General features: G+C 40.0%; 14 protein-coding genes. 3 read left to right on the forward strand and 11 right to left on the reverse strand.

The window, feature by feature from the left end:
* Positions 1-2,057, forward strand: a 2,057-nt coding sequence (locus ACO1O5_RS03380) for a PKD domain-containing protein (protein ID WP_486268427.1), incomplete at its 5' end; no start/stop codon positions are given.
* Positions 2,058-2,106: 49 nt separating this feature from the next.
* Positions 2,107-4,473, forward strand: coding sequence for a TonB-dependent receptor (locus tag ACO1O5_RS03385; RefSeq protein ID WP_486268428.1), 2,367 nt, complete (start codon positions 2,107-2,109; stop codon positions 4,471-4,473).
* A gap of 42 nt (positions 4,474-4,515) precedes the next feature.
* Here the strand turns inward: ACO1O5_RS03385 and treF are convergent, their stop codons facing one another.
* Together treF and ACO1O5_RS03395 are read right to left on the reverse strand one after the other, a co-directional pair.
* The gene (treF, locus tag ACO1O5_RS03390; RefSeq protein WP_486268429.1) at positions 4,516-6,012 is read right to left on the reverse strand and encodes an alpha,alpha-trehalase TreF; all 1,497 of its coding nucleotides are present in this window, start codon (positions 6,010-6,012) and stop codon (positions 4,516-4,518) included.
* 22 nt (positions 6,013-6,034) lie between these two features.
* Positions 6,035-7,294, reverse strand: coding sequence for an MFS transporter (locus ACO1O5_RS03395; RefSeq protein WP_486268430.1), 1,260 nt, complete (start codon positions 7,292-7,294; stop codon positions 6,035-6,037).
* A 122-nt stretch (positions 7,295-7,416) separates the two neighbouring features.
* Between ACO1O5_RS03395 and ACO1O5_RS03400 the strand changes: the two genes are divergently transcribed.
* Entirely contained in the window at positions 7,417-9,192 is a 1,776-nt protein-coding gene (locus ACO1O5_RS03400; protein WP_486268431.1) for a glycoside hydrolase family 13 protein, read from the forward strand.
* A gap of 193 nt (positions 9,193-9,385) precedes the next feature.
* Here ACO1O5_RS03400 and ACO1O5_RS03405 read toward each other — a convergent pair whose 3' ends face one another.
* The 9 genes from ACO1O5_RS03405 to ACO1O5_RS03445 all read right to left on the reverse strand — a co-directional run.
* A complete protein-coding gene (locus tag ACO1O5_RS03405) occupies positions 9,386-9,940 on the reverse strand; it encodes a hypothetical protein (RefSeq protein ID WP_486268432.1) in 555 nt (184 codons plus the stop codon).
* Between the two features lie 325 nt (positions 9,941-10,265).
* Positions 10,266-11,813, reverse strand: coding sequence for a vanadium-dependent haloperoxidase (locus ACO1O5_RS03410; protein WP_486268433.1), 1,548 nt, complete (start codon positions 11,811-11,813; stop codon positions 10,266-10,268).
* Between the two features lie 12 nt (positions 11,814-11,825).
* Positions 11,826-12,776, reverse strand: a complete 951-nt coding sequence (locus tag ACO1O5_RS03415; protein ID WP_486268434.1) for a transporter — start codon at positions 12,774-12,776, stop codon at positions 11,826-11,828.
* A 53-nt stretch (positions 12,777-12,829) separates the two neighbouring features.
* A complete protein-coding gene (locus ACO1O5_RS03420) occupies positions 12,830-13,918 on the reverse strand; it encodes a hypothetical protein (RefSeq protein WP_486268435.1) in 1,089 nt (362 codons plus the stop codon).
* A 41-nt stretch (positions 13,919-13,959) separates the two neighbouring features.
* Positions 13,960-15,327, reverse strand: a complete 1,368-nt coding sequence (locus ACO1O5_RS03425) for a vanadium-dependent haloperoxidase (protein ID WP_486268436.1) — start codon at positions 15,325-15,327, stop codon at positions 13,960-13,962.
* A 62-nt stretch (positions 15,328-15,389) separates the two neighbouring features.
* On the reverse strand, positions 15,390-15,815 hold the full coding sequence (locus tag ACO1O5_RS03430) for a hypothetical protein (protein WP_486268437.1): 426 nt from the start codon (positions 15,813-15,815) through the stop codon (positions 15,390-15,392).
* Entirely contained in the window at positions 15,812-16,642 is an 831-nt protein-coding gene (locus ACO1O5_RS03435; protein WP_486268438.1) for a hypothetical protein, read from the reverse strand. Before ACO1O5_RS03435 ends, ACO1O5_RS03430 begins: the two co-directional genes overlap by 4 nt.
* Positions 16,643-16,876: 234 nt before the next feature.
* Positions 16,877-17,449: a hypothetical protein gene (locus tag ACO1O5_RS03440; RefSeq protein ID WP_486268439.1), complete on the reverse strand. Its 573-nt coding sequence runs from the start codon at positions 17,447-17,449 to the stop codon at positions 16,877-16,879.
* A partial coding sequence (locus ACO1O5_RS03445) for a kojibiose hydrolase (protein WP_486268440.1) occupies positions 17,446-18,856 on the reverse strand: 1,411 nt, incomplete at its 5' end. The genes ACO1O5_RS03440 and ACO1O5_RS03445, both read right to left, overlap by 4 nt.

Here is an 18,856-nt window from a genome sequence, read left to right on the forward strand (position 1 = left end):
AAGATGGAACGTATACCATTCCTGATGGTAATTTGTTTCCCAAAGGCATGGCCAAAACAAAGCCGGAAATATATGTAATGGGTGACCGCAATCCTTACCGCATTTCTGTAGATCAAAAGACGGGGTTTTTATATTGGGGCGAAGTAGGCCCTGATGCAAATAATGATAGCATGGAAACGCGTGGCCCAAGAGGCTATGATGAATTTAACCAGGCACGGCAAGCAGGTTTTTTTGGCTGGCCATTTGTCATAGCTAACAATCTTCCTTACCGGGAATATGACTATGCTACAGGTAAATCAGGAGCCGCATTTGATCCTGCTAAACCGATCAATAATTCACGAAATAATACCGGCTTACAGCAATTGCCTCCTGCGCAACCTGCGTTTATCTGGTATCCTTATGCCGCTTCAAAAGATTTTCCACAACTGGGCAGTGGCGGCAGGTGCGCTATGGCTGGCCCGGTTTATTACCCGGATTTATATCCTGAGGAAACACGCTACCCGGATTACTATAACGGCAAACTATTTATTTATGAATGGATCCGGGGATGGATAAAAGTGGTAACCATGTTACCTAACGGAGATTTCGATAATATGGAGCCGTTTATGTTACACACAAAATTCAACAACCCTTCCGACATGGAGGTTGGCCCTGACGGGAGAATTTATGTATTGGAATATGGCACCGGATGGTTTCAGAGAAATCCGGATGCCGGGCTGGCCCGGATAGATTACCTCGCCGGCAACAGGCCTCCGGAGGTCACTTCAATACATGTTGACAAAAATTCAGGTGATTTGCCTTTGCAGATAACAGCGACAGTTGAAGCAAAGGATCCTGATAATGATCCACTTTCTTATGTGTGGGATTTGGGTAACGGCACAAAGGTTACTACAAAAGAACCCAGGCTGCAATATACACTTACTAACGTTGGCGATTATTCGATTTCCGTTGACGTAAAAGATGATAAAAATGCTTCCTCCAAAAGTAATGCCATAGAGGTATATGCCGGCAACGAAGCTCCCAATGTAAACATTGTAATTGACGGCAATAAGTCTTTTTATTTCCCCGGCACGAAGGTAAAATACCATGTCGTGATTGATGATAAAGATGATACCGCCAAAGTAAAAGATGTAAATAATCTAATGGTATCTGCAGATTATTCCGAAGGAAGTGATAAAGCAGCATCAACCGGCCATCAAATAATAACAGAAACCATGATGGGTAAAAACCTGATGATGTCTTTGGACTGTAAGAGCTGCCACAAAGTAGATGAAAAATCGATAGGGCCTGCTTTTACACTGGTTTCACAGAAGTATCAAAAAGATAAAAATGCCATAAACTTTCTCGCACAAAAAGTAATAAAAGGCGGTAGCGGCGTATGGGGCCAGGTAGCAATGGCTGCTCATCCCAATTTAAAAGAAAGTGATGCGAAACAAATTATTTCGTGGGTATTATCATTAGCCAATCAAAACAAAAAAATAAGATCATTACCGGCGAATGGTGAAATAAATGCAACCTTAGACAAGCCTGTAAAAAGCAATGGCGTTTTATATATATCTGCAGATTATACCGATAATGGCGGCATCAATATTAAACCCTTAATGGGCAGCAACACAGTTGCATTGCATAACAGTACCATAACTTTTAATAGCATCGAACACATGCAGGCTTTCACTAAAAATGTTGCTAACGGAACCGCCTACATGATGTTACCGCAAAATACGGGCTGGTTCAGTATTGACAGCATTGATCTCACAGACATTTCGCGTGCGGCTATTGCAGCGAATTGGAATAAAACTCCTGTGCCAGGCTTTACTTTAGAATTGCGTGTTGACTCGCCTGATGGAAATAAAATTGGCGAAATTAATTTTCCCGGGAGGGAAGAAAAACCCAGCGAAAAAAATGTAAATGGCGCAAAACAATTGATAACATTGATAACAAATCTCACAAAAGTTAGTGATGGGAAACTGCATAATATTTATATTGTAAGTAAAGCAAGCGATCCTAAATTGGCAACCGATGTGGGAATCTCTTCCATCCAATTTTTTACAAAATAAGATGGAAGAAAAGTAGTGGCTATATTTGCATTTTTTTTAACTCAATTTAATGTTAGTGACCTCAAGAAAAAATATATTAGCTATCCTGATTTTTATGATGGCCAGCGTTGCGGCCCGGGCCCAGGTTATTTCCGGAACAATTACTGATAACAAATCGCATCCTATTGCGGACGCCTTTATCCATGTGTTGAATACCAACTTAAGCACCATAACCAATGATCAGGGTGCCTATAGATTCGAACATATCCAACCAGGAAAATATAGTATTTCTGTATCAGCAGTTGGCTATTCAGAAGTTGATGAGGATATCGTGGTAAATGCAGCCCACAAAAGTTTCGACCTGCAACTCAATGACGCAGCCGTACAATTAGATGCCGTAGTGGTTACTGCGCAAAAAAAGGAAGAGTCACTGCAAAACATTCCTTTAAGCACCACCGCTATATCCGCAAGACAAGTTCAGCAATATCAGTTATGGAACAGTAAAGAGCTTACCGCAATTGTACCAAATTTGTACTCAAATAATTCAGGTGATGAACGCAACGTAACCTCTATACGTGGCATCGTTACAACTTCTTATGATCCTGCTGTGGCTACTTACATTGATGGCGTAAACCAGTTTAGCCTTGATACTTATATTGCTGCGTTTAATGATATCGAGCGAATAGAAGTATTGCGCGGACCCCAGGGCACATTGTATGGCAGAAACGCTATGGGCGGTGTAATTAATATTATTACAAAAAAACCAACCAATGCCGCTAACGGTTATGTTGAGACGAGCTTCGGTAATTATGGACTTCAAAGATATAATGCCGGGATCCGTGCACCTCTTATTAATGACAAACTATTCTTTGGCGCTTCTGCACTATTTAACAAACGAAATGGCTATTATACCAATGAATTTAATAATACATCGTTTGATAAACAGAATGGCATTAGCGGTAACTACTATTTAAAATATCTTCCAAATGAAAAATGGGCAGTTACAATTAACGTGAAACATCAAAATAATAAAAACGACGGAGCGTTTCCGCTGGTATTTGGTGCGGACGAAGCATTCCAGCATCCTTTCAAATTGAACCAGGATGCCACCGCAAAAATGATCGATAATACAGCGAACGCGTCAGTAACCGTCAACAACACCGGTTCCCAATTCAACTTTACATCTTTAACGGCATGGCAACAAAATCACCGTTATTATAATGCACCTTTAGACGGAGATTTCTCCCCCGCGGATGCGGTGACCGTTATTAATAATTATGGAGGTAAATGGAACAAGGTGAAAGTTTTCACGCAGGAATTCCGTTTCACTTCCCCGACCAGAAAATCCTCTGCATTGAAGTGGACAGCAGGCACCTATTTTTTCTACCAGGATAACCCCACAAAACAAGCGACGCATTTTGGCAAAGATGCGGGGTTGTTGGGCGTTCCGGATTCTAACTTTGCGACGATCAATACAACCACCGGAAGAAATACAGGGATTGCTCTATACGGGCAAGCCAATTATTTTATTAGTAAAAAATTAGAATTAATTGCAGGGCTTCGCTATGATTATGAAAATAGAAGACTGGCTGTAGAAGGCGAATACCAGCCAGACGGTCAAAGCGCTTTTATTACCCAGCCCGATACGTCAGCAACCTTACATTTCAATGCTCTATCTCCAAAGCTGGGCATGGATTATCATGTATCAAAAAACAGTAACCTGTATGTTACTTACAACCGTGGCTATAGAACCGGAGGACTAACACAATTGTCTTCAGATCCTTCGCAGCCGCCATTGTATCCATACAAGCCTGAGTACAGCAATAATTTTGAAGCAGGAATCAAAAACACACTTTTCAAAGACAAGCTGCGCTTAAACCTTTCTGTTTTTTACACCCGGGTAACTGATGCGCAAGTGCCAACGCTCATTCTGCCGGATGCCATAACAGTTACAAAAAATACAGGCAGACTTTCAAGCAAAGGAGCAGAGCTTGAGCTTTCTGCAACACCTTTAAGGGGCTTGCAATTCAATTATAACTTTGGTTATACTGAGGCAAAATATACTTCACTAAAAGTGTCGCAGAATGGGTTATCTGTTGACCTCAACGGCAAGAAACAAATTTTTACGCCTGATATTACTTCCATGCTTGCCGTTCAATATAATTATACCTTCGAATCGAAACAAAGATTGCAGTTGATCGCCCGCGGAGAATGGATGCAATTGGGAACAGAATATTTTGACCTGGCCAATACAATTAAGCAAACGCCATACAGCTTGTTCAATTTTCGGGCAGGCGTTTCTTCAAAACATTTTGATCTTTTTTTATGGAGCAAAAATACCGGGGATAAGAAATATATCGCTTATGCGTACGATTTTGGTGCAGTGCATCTGGGTGACCCGGCAACATACGGTACAACTTTGTTGGTGAAATTTTAGGGCTTCACCCCAACCCCTCTCCAAAAAGAGGGGGAACTTGATCTATAAGTTTCCAAACATCTTTTTTAAGGCGAGGTAAACGCCGTTAGTCCACCCAAAACCGTCCTGGGCTTCGTATTCACCACCTCCTGCTAATAAATCAGTGGCCACCACATTGTATTTTTCCATCATCTTCCCCGTGTTGCTATAAACTTTTTCGTTTATATGCATCCACCTTTTCGCAATTTTTTCAGCCAATTCATCATGGCCGTAATTGAATAATCCATTAATAGCTATCCATTGCAAAGGAGCCCAGCCATTGGGGGCATCCCATTGTTGCTTTGTCGTTTCAGTTGTGGTAATAAGGCCTCCTGGTTTCAAGAACTGATGTTCAATTATTGCAGCGACACCGGAGCCTTGTTGGCCCGAAGCGATTCTAAAAAACAACGGAAAAGTCCCTGCAAGTGTTAGAGAAGTTTTTTGCGTTTTGGCGACATGATCATAATCGAAATAAAATCCTTTGTCTTCGTTCCAGCAATACGTATCAATTGCTTCCTTCCTGGAAGCAGCTAAAACAATAAATCTCTCAGCAGACTGTTTATTGCCAGCTAATTCATAGCCTTCGGCAATGGTTTGTTCAAGATGAAACAGAAGACAGTTTAAATCGACAGGAATAATTTCGGTTGTATGAATTGTTGAGAAATCTTTTCCGTCTTTAAACCACCGTGAAGAAAAATCCCAACCAGACTCCGCTCCTGCCCGAAGATTTCGATACATTATTTTTTTATCCTTCGCTTCTTTAGCAAGTTCTACATCTTCTTTAAATGATTCAGGACGTGGCGTATCATTTTCATCCCAATAGCGATTAAGGACATTCCCATCCGGAAAGAGAACAACACGATTTACATTCGTCTTGCCTTGTTTCAAAAGATCACTTCCATTCATCCAAAAATCATATTCTTTCTGAAGTCTTGGCAAATATTCAACTAACACATTGGCACCTTTTTCTTCCGCAAGAAGTTTTACCATACCTGCAAAAAAAGGAGGTTGCGATCTGCCGATAAAATAATCCCTGTTTCCATTGGGTATATATCCATAACGATCAATGAGGTAAGAAAAGTTATTGATCATATTAAGAATCATATCAGTCCGCTTTGACACCTGCAAGCCCAGCATGGTAAAGTAACTATCCCAATAATATATTTCCCTGAAGCGGCCACCGGGTACAATATAGGGATCGGGTAAATCTATCAGCGAATCGTTCGTTGGTTCGGGCTGCCTTGTTAAAACATCCCAAAGTAATTCCAGGTGTTCTTCTATTGACCGGTTTGTATCGCTTATATAGCCGGACGCCATCGATTTGGGTTCGGTAAAATATTCATGAACAAAAAATGAGAGATTAAATCCCGGCTCTTTCTTTTCTTCCTCATAACGTTCCAGGATAAACGCCAAATCTCTTTTGGGGGTGCAATCAACGAAGGTCTTTCCATCAGGAAAAATTTGGTGCATCTGTACCTTCTTAAATAATTCGCCTAAAGAAAAAATATTATCGGTTTCCATTTAACTTTTAATCATGATTTTATTAATGAATTGTACCAGTTTGTATCGTTTCCGCAACCGGTTTTTTTTGAAGTTTTTTAAAGAAACTCAAACTTATAATTAAAATAGCAATCGGAACCAGGGTAAAATAGAATGCAGTCTGGCCATCATATTTTTCAAAAATAAATCCCGTAATGAGCGAACCACACGTGCCGCCAACGGCAGAGAAAATAATTATCAAACCGGACATTACACCATGTTTTGGTTTTGGCAGCGAACTTAAGATAACTGAATTTATTGCCGGATACACCGGCGCCAGCAACAGTCCAACGAGTGGAAAAATGTAGGCAGCAATCGGCGCATCCAACCAACCTTTAACATTGGCACCTGCTTCAATTTTGGCAAGCGGCATCGCCAAAATAACCAGCAATGCAGCTAACAGCAAACTGCCCACAATTACATAAAACCAGTTAAGCTTTTTAAGAACAATTCCCGCGAGAAATCTTCCCAAGGCTGTAGAGCCCGCTAAAATACTACCCATTTGTATGCTTAATACGGCGGGCAATAAAAGGACTTTGTTATTAAATGTGGGCAAAAAATTTTGAATGCTTTGTTCGATCAGAACATAAAAAAATGCGGAGAAAATAAATGCAATTACTATCGGTTCGCTCATCAATTTAAACATATCCAAAAACCTAACGGCCTCCGGTTTTCCATCAATATTTTTTGCAGCCGATTCATCCAAAGGTGCTGAAAGCAATAAAAAGAATGCCAGCAGTGACAGACCACCCAGGAAATAATACGCATTTAACCACGATGTAGATTGAGGATTGGCATTGTCAACGAAAGAACCAAAAATAAAATAAAGCGATAAGTTGCCTACCATAAAAAATGATTCGATAAAATTCATCATGCTGATATGTTCATTCGAACTGCGGGTCACGATTCCTATGGTGCTATACACACTCATTTTTATCAAAGCGAAGCATGAGCCAACAGCCACAAATAATAATTTAATTGCAAAGAAAGAAGGCGTATTGGGAATAATTAAACAAACAGCCGTGATAATTCCCAAGGCGAATAACATCGCTTTCTTATATCCAAATTTTGCAATATAGGAAGCTACCAGAAATGATACGATGGCAATGCTCAGATCTTTGCAAGGATCGATCCATGCAGCTGCTTTTTTTGTGACACCAAAATTATTTTGCACCTGCAAAATAGCTATGCCAGAGCTGTTGAGTAAAATCGCGAAGACAAAATAATTAATAAAGAGGGAAAGTTTTATTCGCCAGTTTTTCATGCAATCGTTTTGAAATTAATAAAACCGAATATACAATTTATTCAAGTAGTTTGTGTGTTGAGCTACCCTTTTATACTACATTTGTTTTACTTCTACGATATGCTTTACATCAACTTATTATTATGAAAACAAATACATTGATTAGCGTAGCAATGCTGTTAAATTTCACTTTTATGACTACACTATCAAACGCACAGGAAAACGGCAATACCAGGAAATGGTGGAAAGAGGCTGTTGTTTATCAAATTTATCCGCGAAGTTTTAAAGACAGCAATGGAGATGGCATTGGTGACTTAAAAGGAATTATTTCCAAACTGGATTATATTAAGAGCCTCGGTGTGGATATCGTATGGCTCAACCCGATATATGCGAGCCCCAATGCGGACAATGGTTATGACATCAGCAATTATGATTCCATTATGAAAGAGTTTGGAACGATGAAGGATTTTGATGAGATGCTAACGCAAATGCATAAACGTGGAATAAAGCTGGTGATGGATTTAGTAGTAAACCATTGCAGCGATGAACATGAATGGTTTAAACAGGCCCGCAGCTCCAGAACAAATCCTTACAGGAATTATTTTCATTGGTGGCCCGCAGAAAAGGGTAAGCCACCTTTCCGCCCCGGTGCCTTCGAAGTGGATGGCAGTGGCTGGAGATATGATTCACTTACGAACAGTTATTACCTGCATTATTTCAGTTATAAACAACCCGATTTAAATTGGGAAAACCCCAGGCTCCGCCAGGAAATTTATGCTATGATGAACCGGTGGTTTAAAAAAGGAATTGATGGATTTAGAATGGATGTGATTCCTTTCATAGCCAAAGACACCACCTTTCCTGTAATTACTCAAAAAGATATAGATGAAAAATATGAAGGCCGTTGGGATGAATATCTTGCGAGCGGACCAGGGCTCCATAATTATTTGCAGGAAATGAATAAAGAAGTGCTTAGCAAATATGATGTGATGTCCCTGGCAGAAGGTGCCGGTATGACCAAAGCAACCGCCATGAATTTTGTAGACCCGGCAAGACACGAATTAAATATGGCTTACAATTTTGATGGTATGAGCCTCGGATATATTCCCGGTTATTTTAAAAAGATGGATTCTAACTGGAGCCTCGTAGCATTTAAAAAAATATATTCCGCCTGGGACAGCGTGTTTGCACATAAAGGTTGGGGAACCATATACCTGGGCAACCACGACCAGCCACGAATGGTGAGCCGTTGGGGAAATGATGGGCCGGAGTACAGGGTACCCTCATCCAAAATGCTTACCACTTTTTTATTGAGCATGAGAGCGACGCCTTATTATTATAACGGTGATGAATTAGGAATGACCAATATTAAATTCGACAAAATTGAAGACTACCGGGACATTGAAACCATTGCCGCATATAATAAATTAAAAAATGAAGGGGGCGACCTCAAACAATTTATTGAAGACCAAAAAACCGGTGGCGCAAGAGACAATGGCAGAACGCCTTTTCAGTGGACAGCCGGACCGAATGCAGGCTTTACGACGGGAACACCCTGGATAAAAGTGAATGAAAATAAAAATATTATTAATGAAGCATCAGAAGACAAAGACCCTAACTCATGCCTGAATTATTTCAGGAAAATGGTAAAGTTGCGCAAAGCCCTTCCCGAATTGGTTTATGGGGCATATCAATTATTGGACGAAGAGGACCCGCAGGTATATGCTTATACAAGAACATTGAATGGAAAAAAAGTCCTGGTGGTTCTGAATTTTTCGGTTCGAGACGCCGGGTTTAAAATTCCATCGTCTGTCGGAAAACCCGGTGCAGTCCTCATCAATAATTTAAAAGAATATAAACTTACCAATGGCACTATTGATTTGAGGCCCTACGAGGCAATAATCATCAGAATAAAATAAATATTAAAAAGTTTAAAAAAATTCTGAACTTAGTCCCGGCTTTAAAAAAAGGATCCCGTAGACAAGTACAGGACCGTATTAACACTGATTACGAAAAAAATTTCAATCGCTCTCTCTTAGCCCGTTGTTCATCGGATCACGGGCATACAATACTTATATCTACAAAATCTATTCGAAGCAAATAATTTGAATACTAGTTATTGACGCTACTTTGCGCAGTTGAATACTCTTTTGAAATATGCCCGTTTACACTTGTTGCATGAAAAAATTCTTCTTGCTCAGAAGGTATCGCGGTACGATCAGAAATTGTTGATTTTTGTGTTTCTATCTTCCACAATACCAGCCCGGCCGCAATTATGATAATATTCTTAACGATATACTGACCAGTAAGCGACAATCCATAAGGTGCAACGTTAAATGTTTGATTTGGGAAAAAAATAAAAGGTGTAAAGGTGCAGATCATATGAAGAAATAGTAAAACCAAAGCAGGTTTTATCCATTTGCCTATCATTAAAAGAAATCCCACAGAGCATTCCCACGACGCTAGTGTAATAATATTTATATGGTCGTTGATTAAGCCAAAAGTGATTTTATGAATGGTTTGCATGGCTAATTGCTCTGCAGGACTTAGTCCCTGAATAAATTTCAGTGCGCCAAACCAAAAGTAAACTATTCCAACGCTTATCCGTAAGATGGTAAACGCCGAATACGCAGGTGAGTTTCTAACAGCTGGAGTTATTGATTGCATAATAACGGTATAATTTTTTAATATAAATTGAAACCTGATCTTAATGATTTTAAAAAGGGTCCCGTAGAGAACTACAGGGCCGTATTAACACTGATTACGAAAAAATAATTTGATAAATATTTTAGTGCGTTTGCATAATTGATTGTATTTATTTCCACATTTTATCTCAACTGCGTCTATTCTTCATAGTTATATTTCGCTTGTTCTTATAAATTAAATTTTTAAAAAAGGGTCCCGTAAAGAAATACAGGACCGTATTAACACTGATTATGAAAAATCTTTATTTGAACACTGTTTCAAACAGTCACTCATAGTTTAGTATTTTTTATTCCGCTCCATCTGTCATCGCCCTGAATACTGCAAATTCTCCAACACTTTTACCCACTACCAAACCCTCGTCGCAATCAAGTTTCGTGTGTATGCCTGAAATGAATCTTGACTTTGCCGCTTCTTCCGACATCGCTTCATATTTGGATGCATTGGCTGGAATAAGATGCCCAAGTAGTGCAGCAGCGGAACCGCTAAATGAGGAATGCCCGGATATATAAGATGGAAAATTAGGAATGCCGGTTAATGTTTTAATCAAAGGGATCATTTGAGTTGGCCTAGGATTGAAATAATAATATTTCGTATTCCAACACACGATGCCTGCATCCATCAATGTCATATTGAGCAGAGCCATATTTCTCGCCCATCTCACCTCGCTATAATTTTGTTTTATAAAATCTTCCGCAGCAATAGCATTCCAATGACCGGGTGGAGTATAAGTGCCAATGCCATCCGCCCAATATTGCACGATCCTGTTCTGCTCTCTTGTTGGATTTTTAATCTGTGCATAGGCAGCTTCGTTCTCCTGGTGAAACTCATCGCTCGACGTGGAGGGGGGCGGTCCGGGGCGCAATCCAATCACCGTTACAGAATCAAACAAAAAAGGTTTTACGTTTCCAAAAAGTGGTAACATCGGCGGCCGCTTTGGAAATTCCAGGCTTACCCAGGGAGTTTGCCCCTGGGCGGCGGTCGTTGTTACAAAATTACTCCATATTTGAGGTGAGCCTGCGGCAGCGCCGGCATGGTCTGTTTTTGCTCTTGCCACGAAAACAGCCGCGACCTGCCTGCCAAGTGCTTCTCCTGCTACAATATCACTTCTAACATTTCCTCCGCTTATAATGCGGTACTGCTCCTCTTCTTCCAGCTTTTGCTGAATGAAGTCAATTTCGGTAGGAAAGAGAAGCTTCATCATTTCAGCGGTTACACCCGCTACAACAGCATCTTCTGAAGGATAAGATGGCAATACAGTTTTAGGCACCAATGCTTTTATTGAAGAATCTACCATATAGGGAGCAGCACGGTTATATAGTGTTTTGTAGTGCCATGCGGCAACCAAAGCATCATATTGGGCAGCACTTATATATGCAAATGCCCTGGCGGCATAGGGCGGATTAGCAAATGGAAATTGCGGATAGGCAAATGGATTGTTAGCATTCGGGCCCGGGTAAGTACCATCAGGGTTTTGATAAGGTGCCAGATTATATTTGGCAACCAATTCCCGCATGATTTCATTCCATCTTAAAACGGACCCTGCACTCCAGTATTTAATTATCGCTTTTTGAGTGCTACTAATATTCTGCTGGGCTCCTTTTATCTCATTTAATTCAGCAATGTAAGCAGAAGAATTAGTTGGTGCCGGAACGTTTACAAGGAAAGTATCCGGTCTTTTTAGCAAAATAGTCTTCCAGTTACCAGCATTGATATCAATATTGGCTGGAATAAGAGCCGGAGCATTGTCTGTTCTTTCAATGATGCCTTTTGAACAGGATACCAAAAAGAGGCTGACCGATATTAATACTAAATACAATATTTGTGACTTTTTCATACTAATATTTTTTTATTTTTTTGCGTTTTTTTCTGATGTTTTGTTTAAATAAAATGCATAAAAAACACCTACATTAAAGGCTGTGGCCTGGCCCACATTCCTTCCTGCCACGGTATAATTAGCGCCGGCCAATAATGCCAGATGGGTGTATTGCTTTAAAGTATATTTGAAACTGGCACCAACGGTTGTCATGTTCATACGGTTACTTGGAAAAGGCATATTGTTTCTTGTTATGTCAAACCCGCCAAGCGTTGTCCAGTTGGTTACCAAGGCTTCTGCAAGCAGGTATCTTCCCCTGTAGCCGGTGCGTAACTGGTACTGAGATGCATCGGGCATTTTTACCTCATTGGTAAGATGCATCCGGGTATCATAGTATGCTGTTCTATCAATTTTTACGTTGCTCCTCCAGATGTAAGTGGCAGAACCGCTTATCGTAAATCTTCTGTGTTGAAACTCTGCCATTGCCCTGCTGGTAAGGTTTGTGGAACCTAAGCCTATAGTTAATGGGAGGTAGTCAATTTGGTAATTGCTCAATGGGGTTGAAAAGCCACCGACTACAATGAGCGATATTTTATTTTTACCAAAGGCATATAAAACCGGTTTCCATTTTACAAATAATGACAGGTCCTGTACACCTCTGGAGCTGTGCAATGTTCCGGCACTAGATTTTGTGGATACATAAGGTGCACTAATCATTACATTCAATCTGCCGGTTATACCATAATTGGCACCATACATTACCGATTGTGTAGAAACCGTTCCGAGATTTTCGTTTGTCCTGTTGAGTTTTCCTTCCCAATAATGATCCCACGAATTGTAACTATACATCAACCCGTTACAGAATTGATTTTTGTTCATCATGATGCCATCCAGATCGGTTTGCGCCTGGATGGTGTTGCCAAGGACAACCAAAGACACAATCAGGGCAACGCATTTTATTTTATGAATGTTATTTTGTTTCATACAATTTGTATTGGTAAATTTTATGTTTGAAAGTTTCATATTTGGAATTCCAATTAAAATCGCGTGGTAAGTCCCACGTTAATTGTGTAATCCGCAAACGCCGCATCACCGTGCGAATAAATACCGGTCATCTCCGTCTTAATTTTGTCGGGAACGCTTTGTGTTCTGTCCCGAACAAGCGCTACAGGCACAAATGCATACAAGCTGACCTTTTTAAAATTATAGGTTAGCCCCGGCTCAACTGATATAATATAGCCCGGCCTGCGAAATCCACCACTGCCTCCTATTAAATCATGAACAGGCAGACATTCATCTCGCACGCCTAAAGAAACCATCAACGACTCCACTGTGTAATTAACCCCCGCTCTCACCATGTATTGATCGGGAACACTCATGGTGCTGCTTTGGTATAAAATGCTGCTTGCTGAGGGAGTACCGCCTCTTGCAGTGGATGTGCCGTTTTGCTCCCTTGGATTTGCCAGGTAATATAAATTAGCATAGGAACTAAAGTGTTTTGAAAAGTAATAATAGGCGTTGGCCTCAGCCGTGAATCCTGTGCCACCATCTCCAAGTTGTATAGATTGATCTACGGGCCCCAGGACACTTGTGGAATCGTTCTTGTAGAAAAAGTCCTGGTATTTATAATCGCCTGTAGCCAATTTGATTCCAAGACCCACCTGAACATTCCCCCTTGGCATTTTAGCCGGATCAACTATCCAACGATAAGCAGTTAAACGGATATCTCCCAGGCCAAACGAATGAGTAAGATGTCTTGTTTTACCGTCATGTTCGTATAGAGATGACCGTGAGTTTGCCAAAATCGGAACGTCAAGGGCGAATGACCACCATTTATTAAGATGGTAGGTTGGTGTAAGATCAAGTGTATAGGCATGATTGATAACATCCGTGCCTTGTTCCACCCTTTGTTTTTGTTCTTTCGTCCCTACAAAATGGCGGAATGATTTGAAGTAACGATTGTTCAAATTGAATTCCCATTTTGTGAGTGTGTCTGACGCGTCATCATGATTCATAGAACAAATGCCTCCTGTGCTGCGAATTGCAACACATCCCTGTGCAGTGCATTTGTTTGAAAAGATTATTATGAAGCATGTGCCTAGCGCGAATAGAAGTAATTGTTTCATACAAATTATTTTTTGGTTTGATTAACTAGTTAACTAAGATTTTATTTAAGACTTTCGGTTACTTGTTCTGGTTTTTGACCTGTAAGTTTACTCATTACTAAATTGCCAATTTGTTTGCCCTGAACATACGCAGTTCGTACGGATTGCCTGTAATGAATGCCTCCATAAAACCTGCTCCACGAAACCTCAACAGCAGCCTCATCAGATGTTTTGAAACTCCTGTCGGGCCATCCCCATTCCCTTTCTGAAGAATCCCTGAACGCAGTATTTCCTTTATAAATTTGCCCAAGAACAGTAGCAGCGGCAGCGGAAATAGTAGAATGCGCACTGTTGTATTCAGGAAAGGGAGGTGTTTGCAGGTACGGCATCCAGTCCTGGTCTATGTATTTATTAATGTATGTTTCGGGGCGTATAACATCGGTCTTATATTTTGTATACCAGCAACAGATAAATGCATCATACATACCAATGCTGGCGCCTGTATAAGCGTATGCCGTTTTATAAAAATCGGCTTTGTTGTTTTTTGAAATGGTGCCAACGATTTCCATCCAATGACCAGGAGGCGTCATTGCCTTAGTTGCAAACATCGCATGACCTTCTACATGTAATTTGAAGCTATTGCAATCCCAAAAATTGGCAATCCATTTTTGGGTAGAATCGAGGTTATTTACAGTAACCATAACGTCTTTTGCAATTTTATAAAAAGCACTTGCGCTGTCTTTACTAAACGGTGGCGGTAGCGGTACCGGAAACATGTTTGCTGAGTCCATAACCATACATCTCAATGTTGGCCACAAAGGTTCAACAGCGCTAAAATAACCGGGTGGCGTTGGAGACCAATGTCCTTCAAGATTTGTAATCGTAAAGCGAGATCCTCTTGTTTTTGCGTAATTATCGTGTTTGGCCCATGAAATTATTGAATCAGCCACCTGCTCTCCATATTGTACAGAACTATTAAACATATCATCGGGCATACCCGCATCAGTAGCAAGAGACTTTACCGAGTCAGCAAGCACCTTCATGGTATCGCCGGAAAAGGTGAGATTATTACCAACCTTAATTAAGGCTATGAGCGACGCAAATGGAAAATCAATCTTAACATTGGCCGCAGGATGAGGGATATTGTTTAGGCCTGTCACCTTTCCTTCCAACGATGCAAAATGCTTTCCTTCGTTGGCAAGTACTTCGAACGCTGCAAGGTTAGAATATGCGAAAACCCTGGAAGCTACCGGCGGTGTGAAGATATCATATATCACCACGTAATTGAGCTTATGCACAACATCAGTATACAGCATAGGATCGTGCATTACTTTGATGTAATCATTCTTTTTCTGCTTACATGATGAGAAGAGCATAGCAGCACTAAGTGCAAAAAATAACATTAAATAAAAAACTGGATTTCTTTTCATAAACTGATTTTGATAAATTGATTTAACTCTGTTGATATTTACATTTTGTTATACAAAGCATTTTAAAAAGGCCAAAAAGTTATTTTATCTTTAGCCGGATTATATCCTAACTTAATACTATCGGTTACTATGTCTCCCAACCGATATTTCGTTTTGTACGCCACATTTACGGTAACGCTTATTACTGAATCAGGATGTTTTGAAACTTCAATGATTGAATCAAGAAGCCTTTTGTTCATAATAGAATCCTCCCGGCTTAAGGACAGATGATTGTAAGTAAACCGGTAGTCATTTATTTTATCAGCAACGGTTTTTTCGACCACCTGCGCACCTTCAATTTCAAAAGGTTTGGGATCTTTCATTTTAGGAATCACATTCGTTTTCATAAAATCCACTGCCAGTTCTTCCACGTGTTTATAATCAATTTTATTTTCGCCTTTGTAATTACATGCGCAAATAATAAAAACAAGTACTGTCAATTTTTTCATTTCATGTACACTTTATAGTTAGATAAGAAATATTTCCTGGATTCCGAAAAGGCTTCGGTTTGCCGGTAGGATGATGTTACCCCCAATGCAAACCATAGTGCCAGTATGCAACCATAACTTCCACCCCGCTCTATCCACTCAAATAATTCATAATGCGGGTAAAAAAGTTCACTGGTAACTTTCCAAATAAACAGTACCAAAACAAAAGATCGTATCGGGCGAATCAAAACGCCAAGTGCTGCAATAATTTCGAATATGCCAATGAATTGGGCAGTTTGGGCCGGGTTAACAAAGCCCAGCATTTTATATTGGTCGATCAGACTCTTTTTTTCAATTAAATTGAGCCATCCGTGACCAATGAAAAGAAAGCACACCACAAAGCGTAAACACACCTTTACTACTTGCAGCGTTTTTAGATCTGTTGCAGCCGGCGGCTCAAAAGGTGAAAACATCTTTTTTAAATTAAAACGCAGGCCCGACAGGATAATTAGTGCCAGAGGAGCTCCGAAATTTCCTGCACGTTCAATAAACTCGGGAAATGGTTCGCCGGATAAAGGCCTGAGCAAGGCCGTTATTGTACCCCATATAACGAGCCACCATATAACAGCACGAACAGGATAAAATAAAATAATTAGCCCCATCAGGATATCAATGCTTCCTACAATTGGCATTAAATGATATGAAGTATCATGCCCAATTCCGAAGACTCCAAAATAGTTGCTCCATATGGGCTTCGTAATAATACCAAACGAGCCGTGACCAATAAAACACATTGCAGATGCTATTCGCAGTGTGTAATACATTCTTTGTTCATGTAAGAATTTCAAATTCTAAATATTTTTTTAATGATGAATTATTTAAATCTTTTAGATTTTTTTAAAACCAGTAACCGGATCATTCATTTTTTTACATTCTTTGTGATCGAAAATCATACAGGTTTCCGGTGGGAAAACAAGATTTGAACAGAAGAAAAAATGATTAAAAATGAAATAAATAATTGTTTGCTACATTACCCCATGGCAATGATCAAATAATTAAATTGATAAATTAAATAAGGGAAATTAAGCTCCCAAAAGATCAGGAGGCTGCTCGGGAGAAACGCGAGGAGAAGAAATTAAATTTTCTGAATTCGTGGGTGGCCAGGAATTCATGTTATCATTAAAAAGATTGAAAGTATTCAATGCAAATGAATATTCATCATAGTCGCCATGAAGATTCTTAAATGATATGGTCTTGGAATTGTCAGATTTTTTTGAGTCGTTATTCTGCAAGTCATTTGAAAGCTTAAAAAAATCATTCTTAGCCGTTTCCAGGCTCATCTTTTTTGTATTGGGAATGCACATTAAATACAAAGTATCATTAGAAACTTTTCTTTTTACGTATTTATACATTATGCCTTCCACCTCAATTTCACCGTCATACCTTTGATAAGCTGACCAGTTAGTTTGATATGGAAGATTCATCGGAACCTTTAATTCAATTAGCTGCGATTCATCATATAAATTCCTATCCAGCTTTACTTCCAGTTGGTCTGATACTTTCTGCTGCATATAATTAAATACAAACCTGTATCCAAAGAGATTGAATAAAAATAGTGTGATGAAAAATAAAGCAGTTGTCTTTTTCAGTATCAATTTATCGTAAAAGTTTTTTTGTCTTTCCCAATACCGGTTAAAATTAGGGATTTCCATTCTTTTGGCAAAGAAGATTTTATTTGGCTAATTCCGTGGGGGCTAATATCGAGCCCCCCGAAGCCCATCAACACACTTTGCAGATACCCGCCGGCACCTGTTGCAAAATATGGATTAGAACCTCCGGCAGTTTCAGCAATTACGCCAAACGGCTCCTTTTTATTAGGAATAATTGTTTCTTCAAATGCCTTCCATGCTTTGCCGGGTTCATTAAGTCTTGCATATAGCAACGCAAATATTGCATGGGTCATGGCGGGTGAACCTTCCCCAACCTTGCCTTCGTAATATTCCAAATCTTTTTTTATCTGCTGTGCATCCGTTATCTCTTTTAATGGATACGCAAGAAGGTTTACATCCGCTTGCTTTATTTTTTCACCCTTGTATGTTGCAAATTCTGCGGTAACTCCATTACTTAGTTTTAAAATAGGAATGTTTTGTTCCACGTTCGACCAGTCATTATCAACAGGCTCGTGTAAAATATTTGCCGCCATAATTGCATATTGCAGGTTGGCTTTTGCGGCCGCATTGGTAAATGCATTATTGTCGACATTCTCCGCCCACTCATCGGCAGCTACCACATTTTTTATATCATATTTTCCGGGGCCATTTTTTTCAACGCGACTCACCCAAAAATCAGCACACGCTTTTATTATCGGGAAACCTTTTTCCCTTAACCATGACGTGTCCTGTGTTACGGCAAAATAATTCCAGGCTGCTATGGCAACATCTGCTGTGATATGATGCTCAAATGGTCCACTCAATGCCCACACCGGCGTCTCTTCATTACCGGTGGCTGCGCTTTCCCATGGATACATGGCCCCTTTATAACCGTGTGCAAAAGCATTGTGCTCAGCCTCTTTCAATCTTTCATACCGGTATTCAATCATACTCTTTGCCATTTCAGGATGCAATACAAGAATTGCAGGGAACATCCACAATTCTGCGTCCCAGAAAACATGGCCATTGTAGCCCAACCCGCTCAAACCCATTGGCGACGGGCTATAGGAAGTTCCTTCTCTTACGAAAGAATATAAATGATACATGGCAGCATGCACATCCCGCTGACTTGCATCATCTCCATTGATAATAATATCGCTTTTCCACAGGCTATCCCAAGCGGCATCATGAAATTGTTTTAGTCTTTCAACGCCCTGAAGTTTTGCGTAAATAACATAACGTTCCGCTTCATTCAACGGATCATCATGCTGTGCTGTTGTTATGGCTGCGCCGGCAATTGCAAAATGATAAGCAGTTCCTGCTTTTAATTTCTTTTTAAATTTTGACAAATGCATGTTATTATCCCACATCTCGTGTATCAATTCCGGTTCAGATCCATTCGGTTCATCGAAT

This window comes from Ginsengibacter sp. (assembly GCF_057362405.1).

What these genes read in the sequence shown, in the direction of transcription:
- ACO1O5_RS03385 (WP_486268428.1), top strand. Translation starts at nt 2,107, where the DNA reads ATGTTAGTGACCTCAAGAAAAAATATATTAGCTATCCTGATTTTTATG.
- treF (WP_486268429.1), bottom strand. Translation starts at nt 6,012, where the DNA reads ATGGAAACCGATAATATTTTTTCTTTAGGCGAATTATTTAAGAAGGTA.
- ACO1O5_RS03395 (WP_486268430.1), bottom strand. Translation starts at nt 7,294, where the DNA reads ATGAAAAACTGGCGAATAAAACTTTCCCTCTTTATTAATTATTTTGTC.
- ACO1O5_RS03400 (WP_486268431.1), top strand. Translation starts at nt 7,417, where the DNA reads ATGAAAACAAATACATTGATTAGCGTAGCAATGCTGTTAAATTTCACT.
- ACO1O5_RS03405 (WP_486268432.1), bottom strand. Translation starts at nt 9,940, where the DNA reads ATGCAATCAATAACTCCAGCTGTTAGAAACTCACCTGCGTATTCGGCG.
- ACO1O5_RS03410 (WP_486268433.1), bottom strand. Translation starts at nt 11,813, where the DNA reads ATGAAAAAGTCACAAATATTGTATTTAGTATTAATATCGGTCAGCCTC.
- ACO1O5_RS03415 (WP_486268434.1), bottom strand. Translation starts at nt 12,776, where the DNA reads ATGAAACAAAATAACATTCATAAAATAAAATGCGTTGCCCTGATTGTG.
- ACO1O5_RS03420 (WP_486268435.1), bottom strand. Translation starts at nt 13,918, where the DNA reads ATGAAACAATTACTTCTATTCGCGCTAGGCACATGCTTCATAATAATC.
- ACO1O5_RS03425 (WP_486268436.1), bottom strand. Translation starts at nt 15,327, where the DNA reads ATGAAAAGAAATCCAGTTTTTTATTTAATGTTATTTTTTGCACTTAGT.
- ACO1O5_RS03430 (WP_486268437.1), bottom strand. Translation starts at nt 15,815, where the DNA reads ATGAAAAAATTGACAGTACTTGTTTTTATTATTTGCGCATGTAATTAC.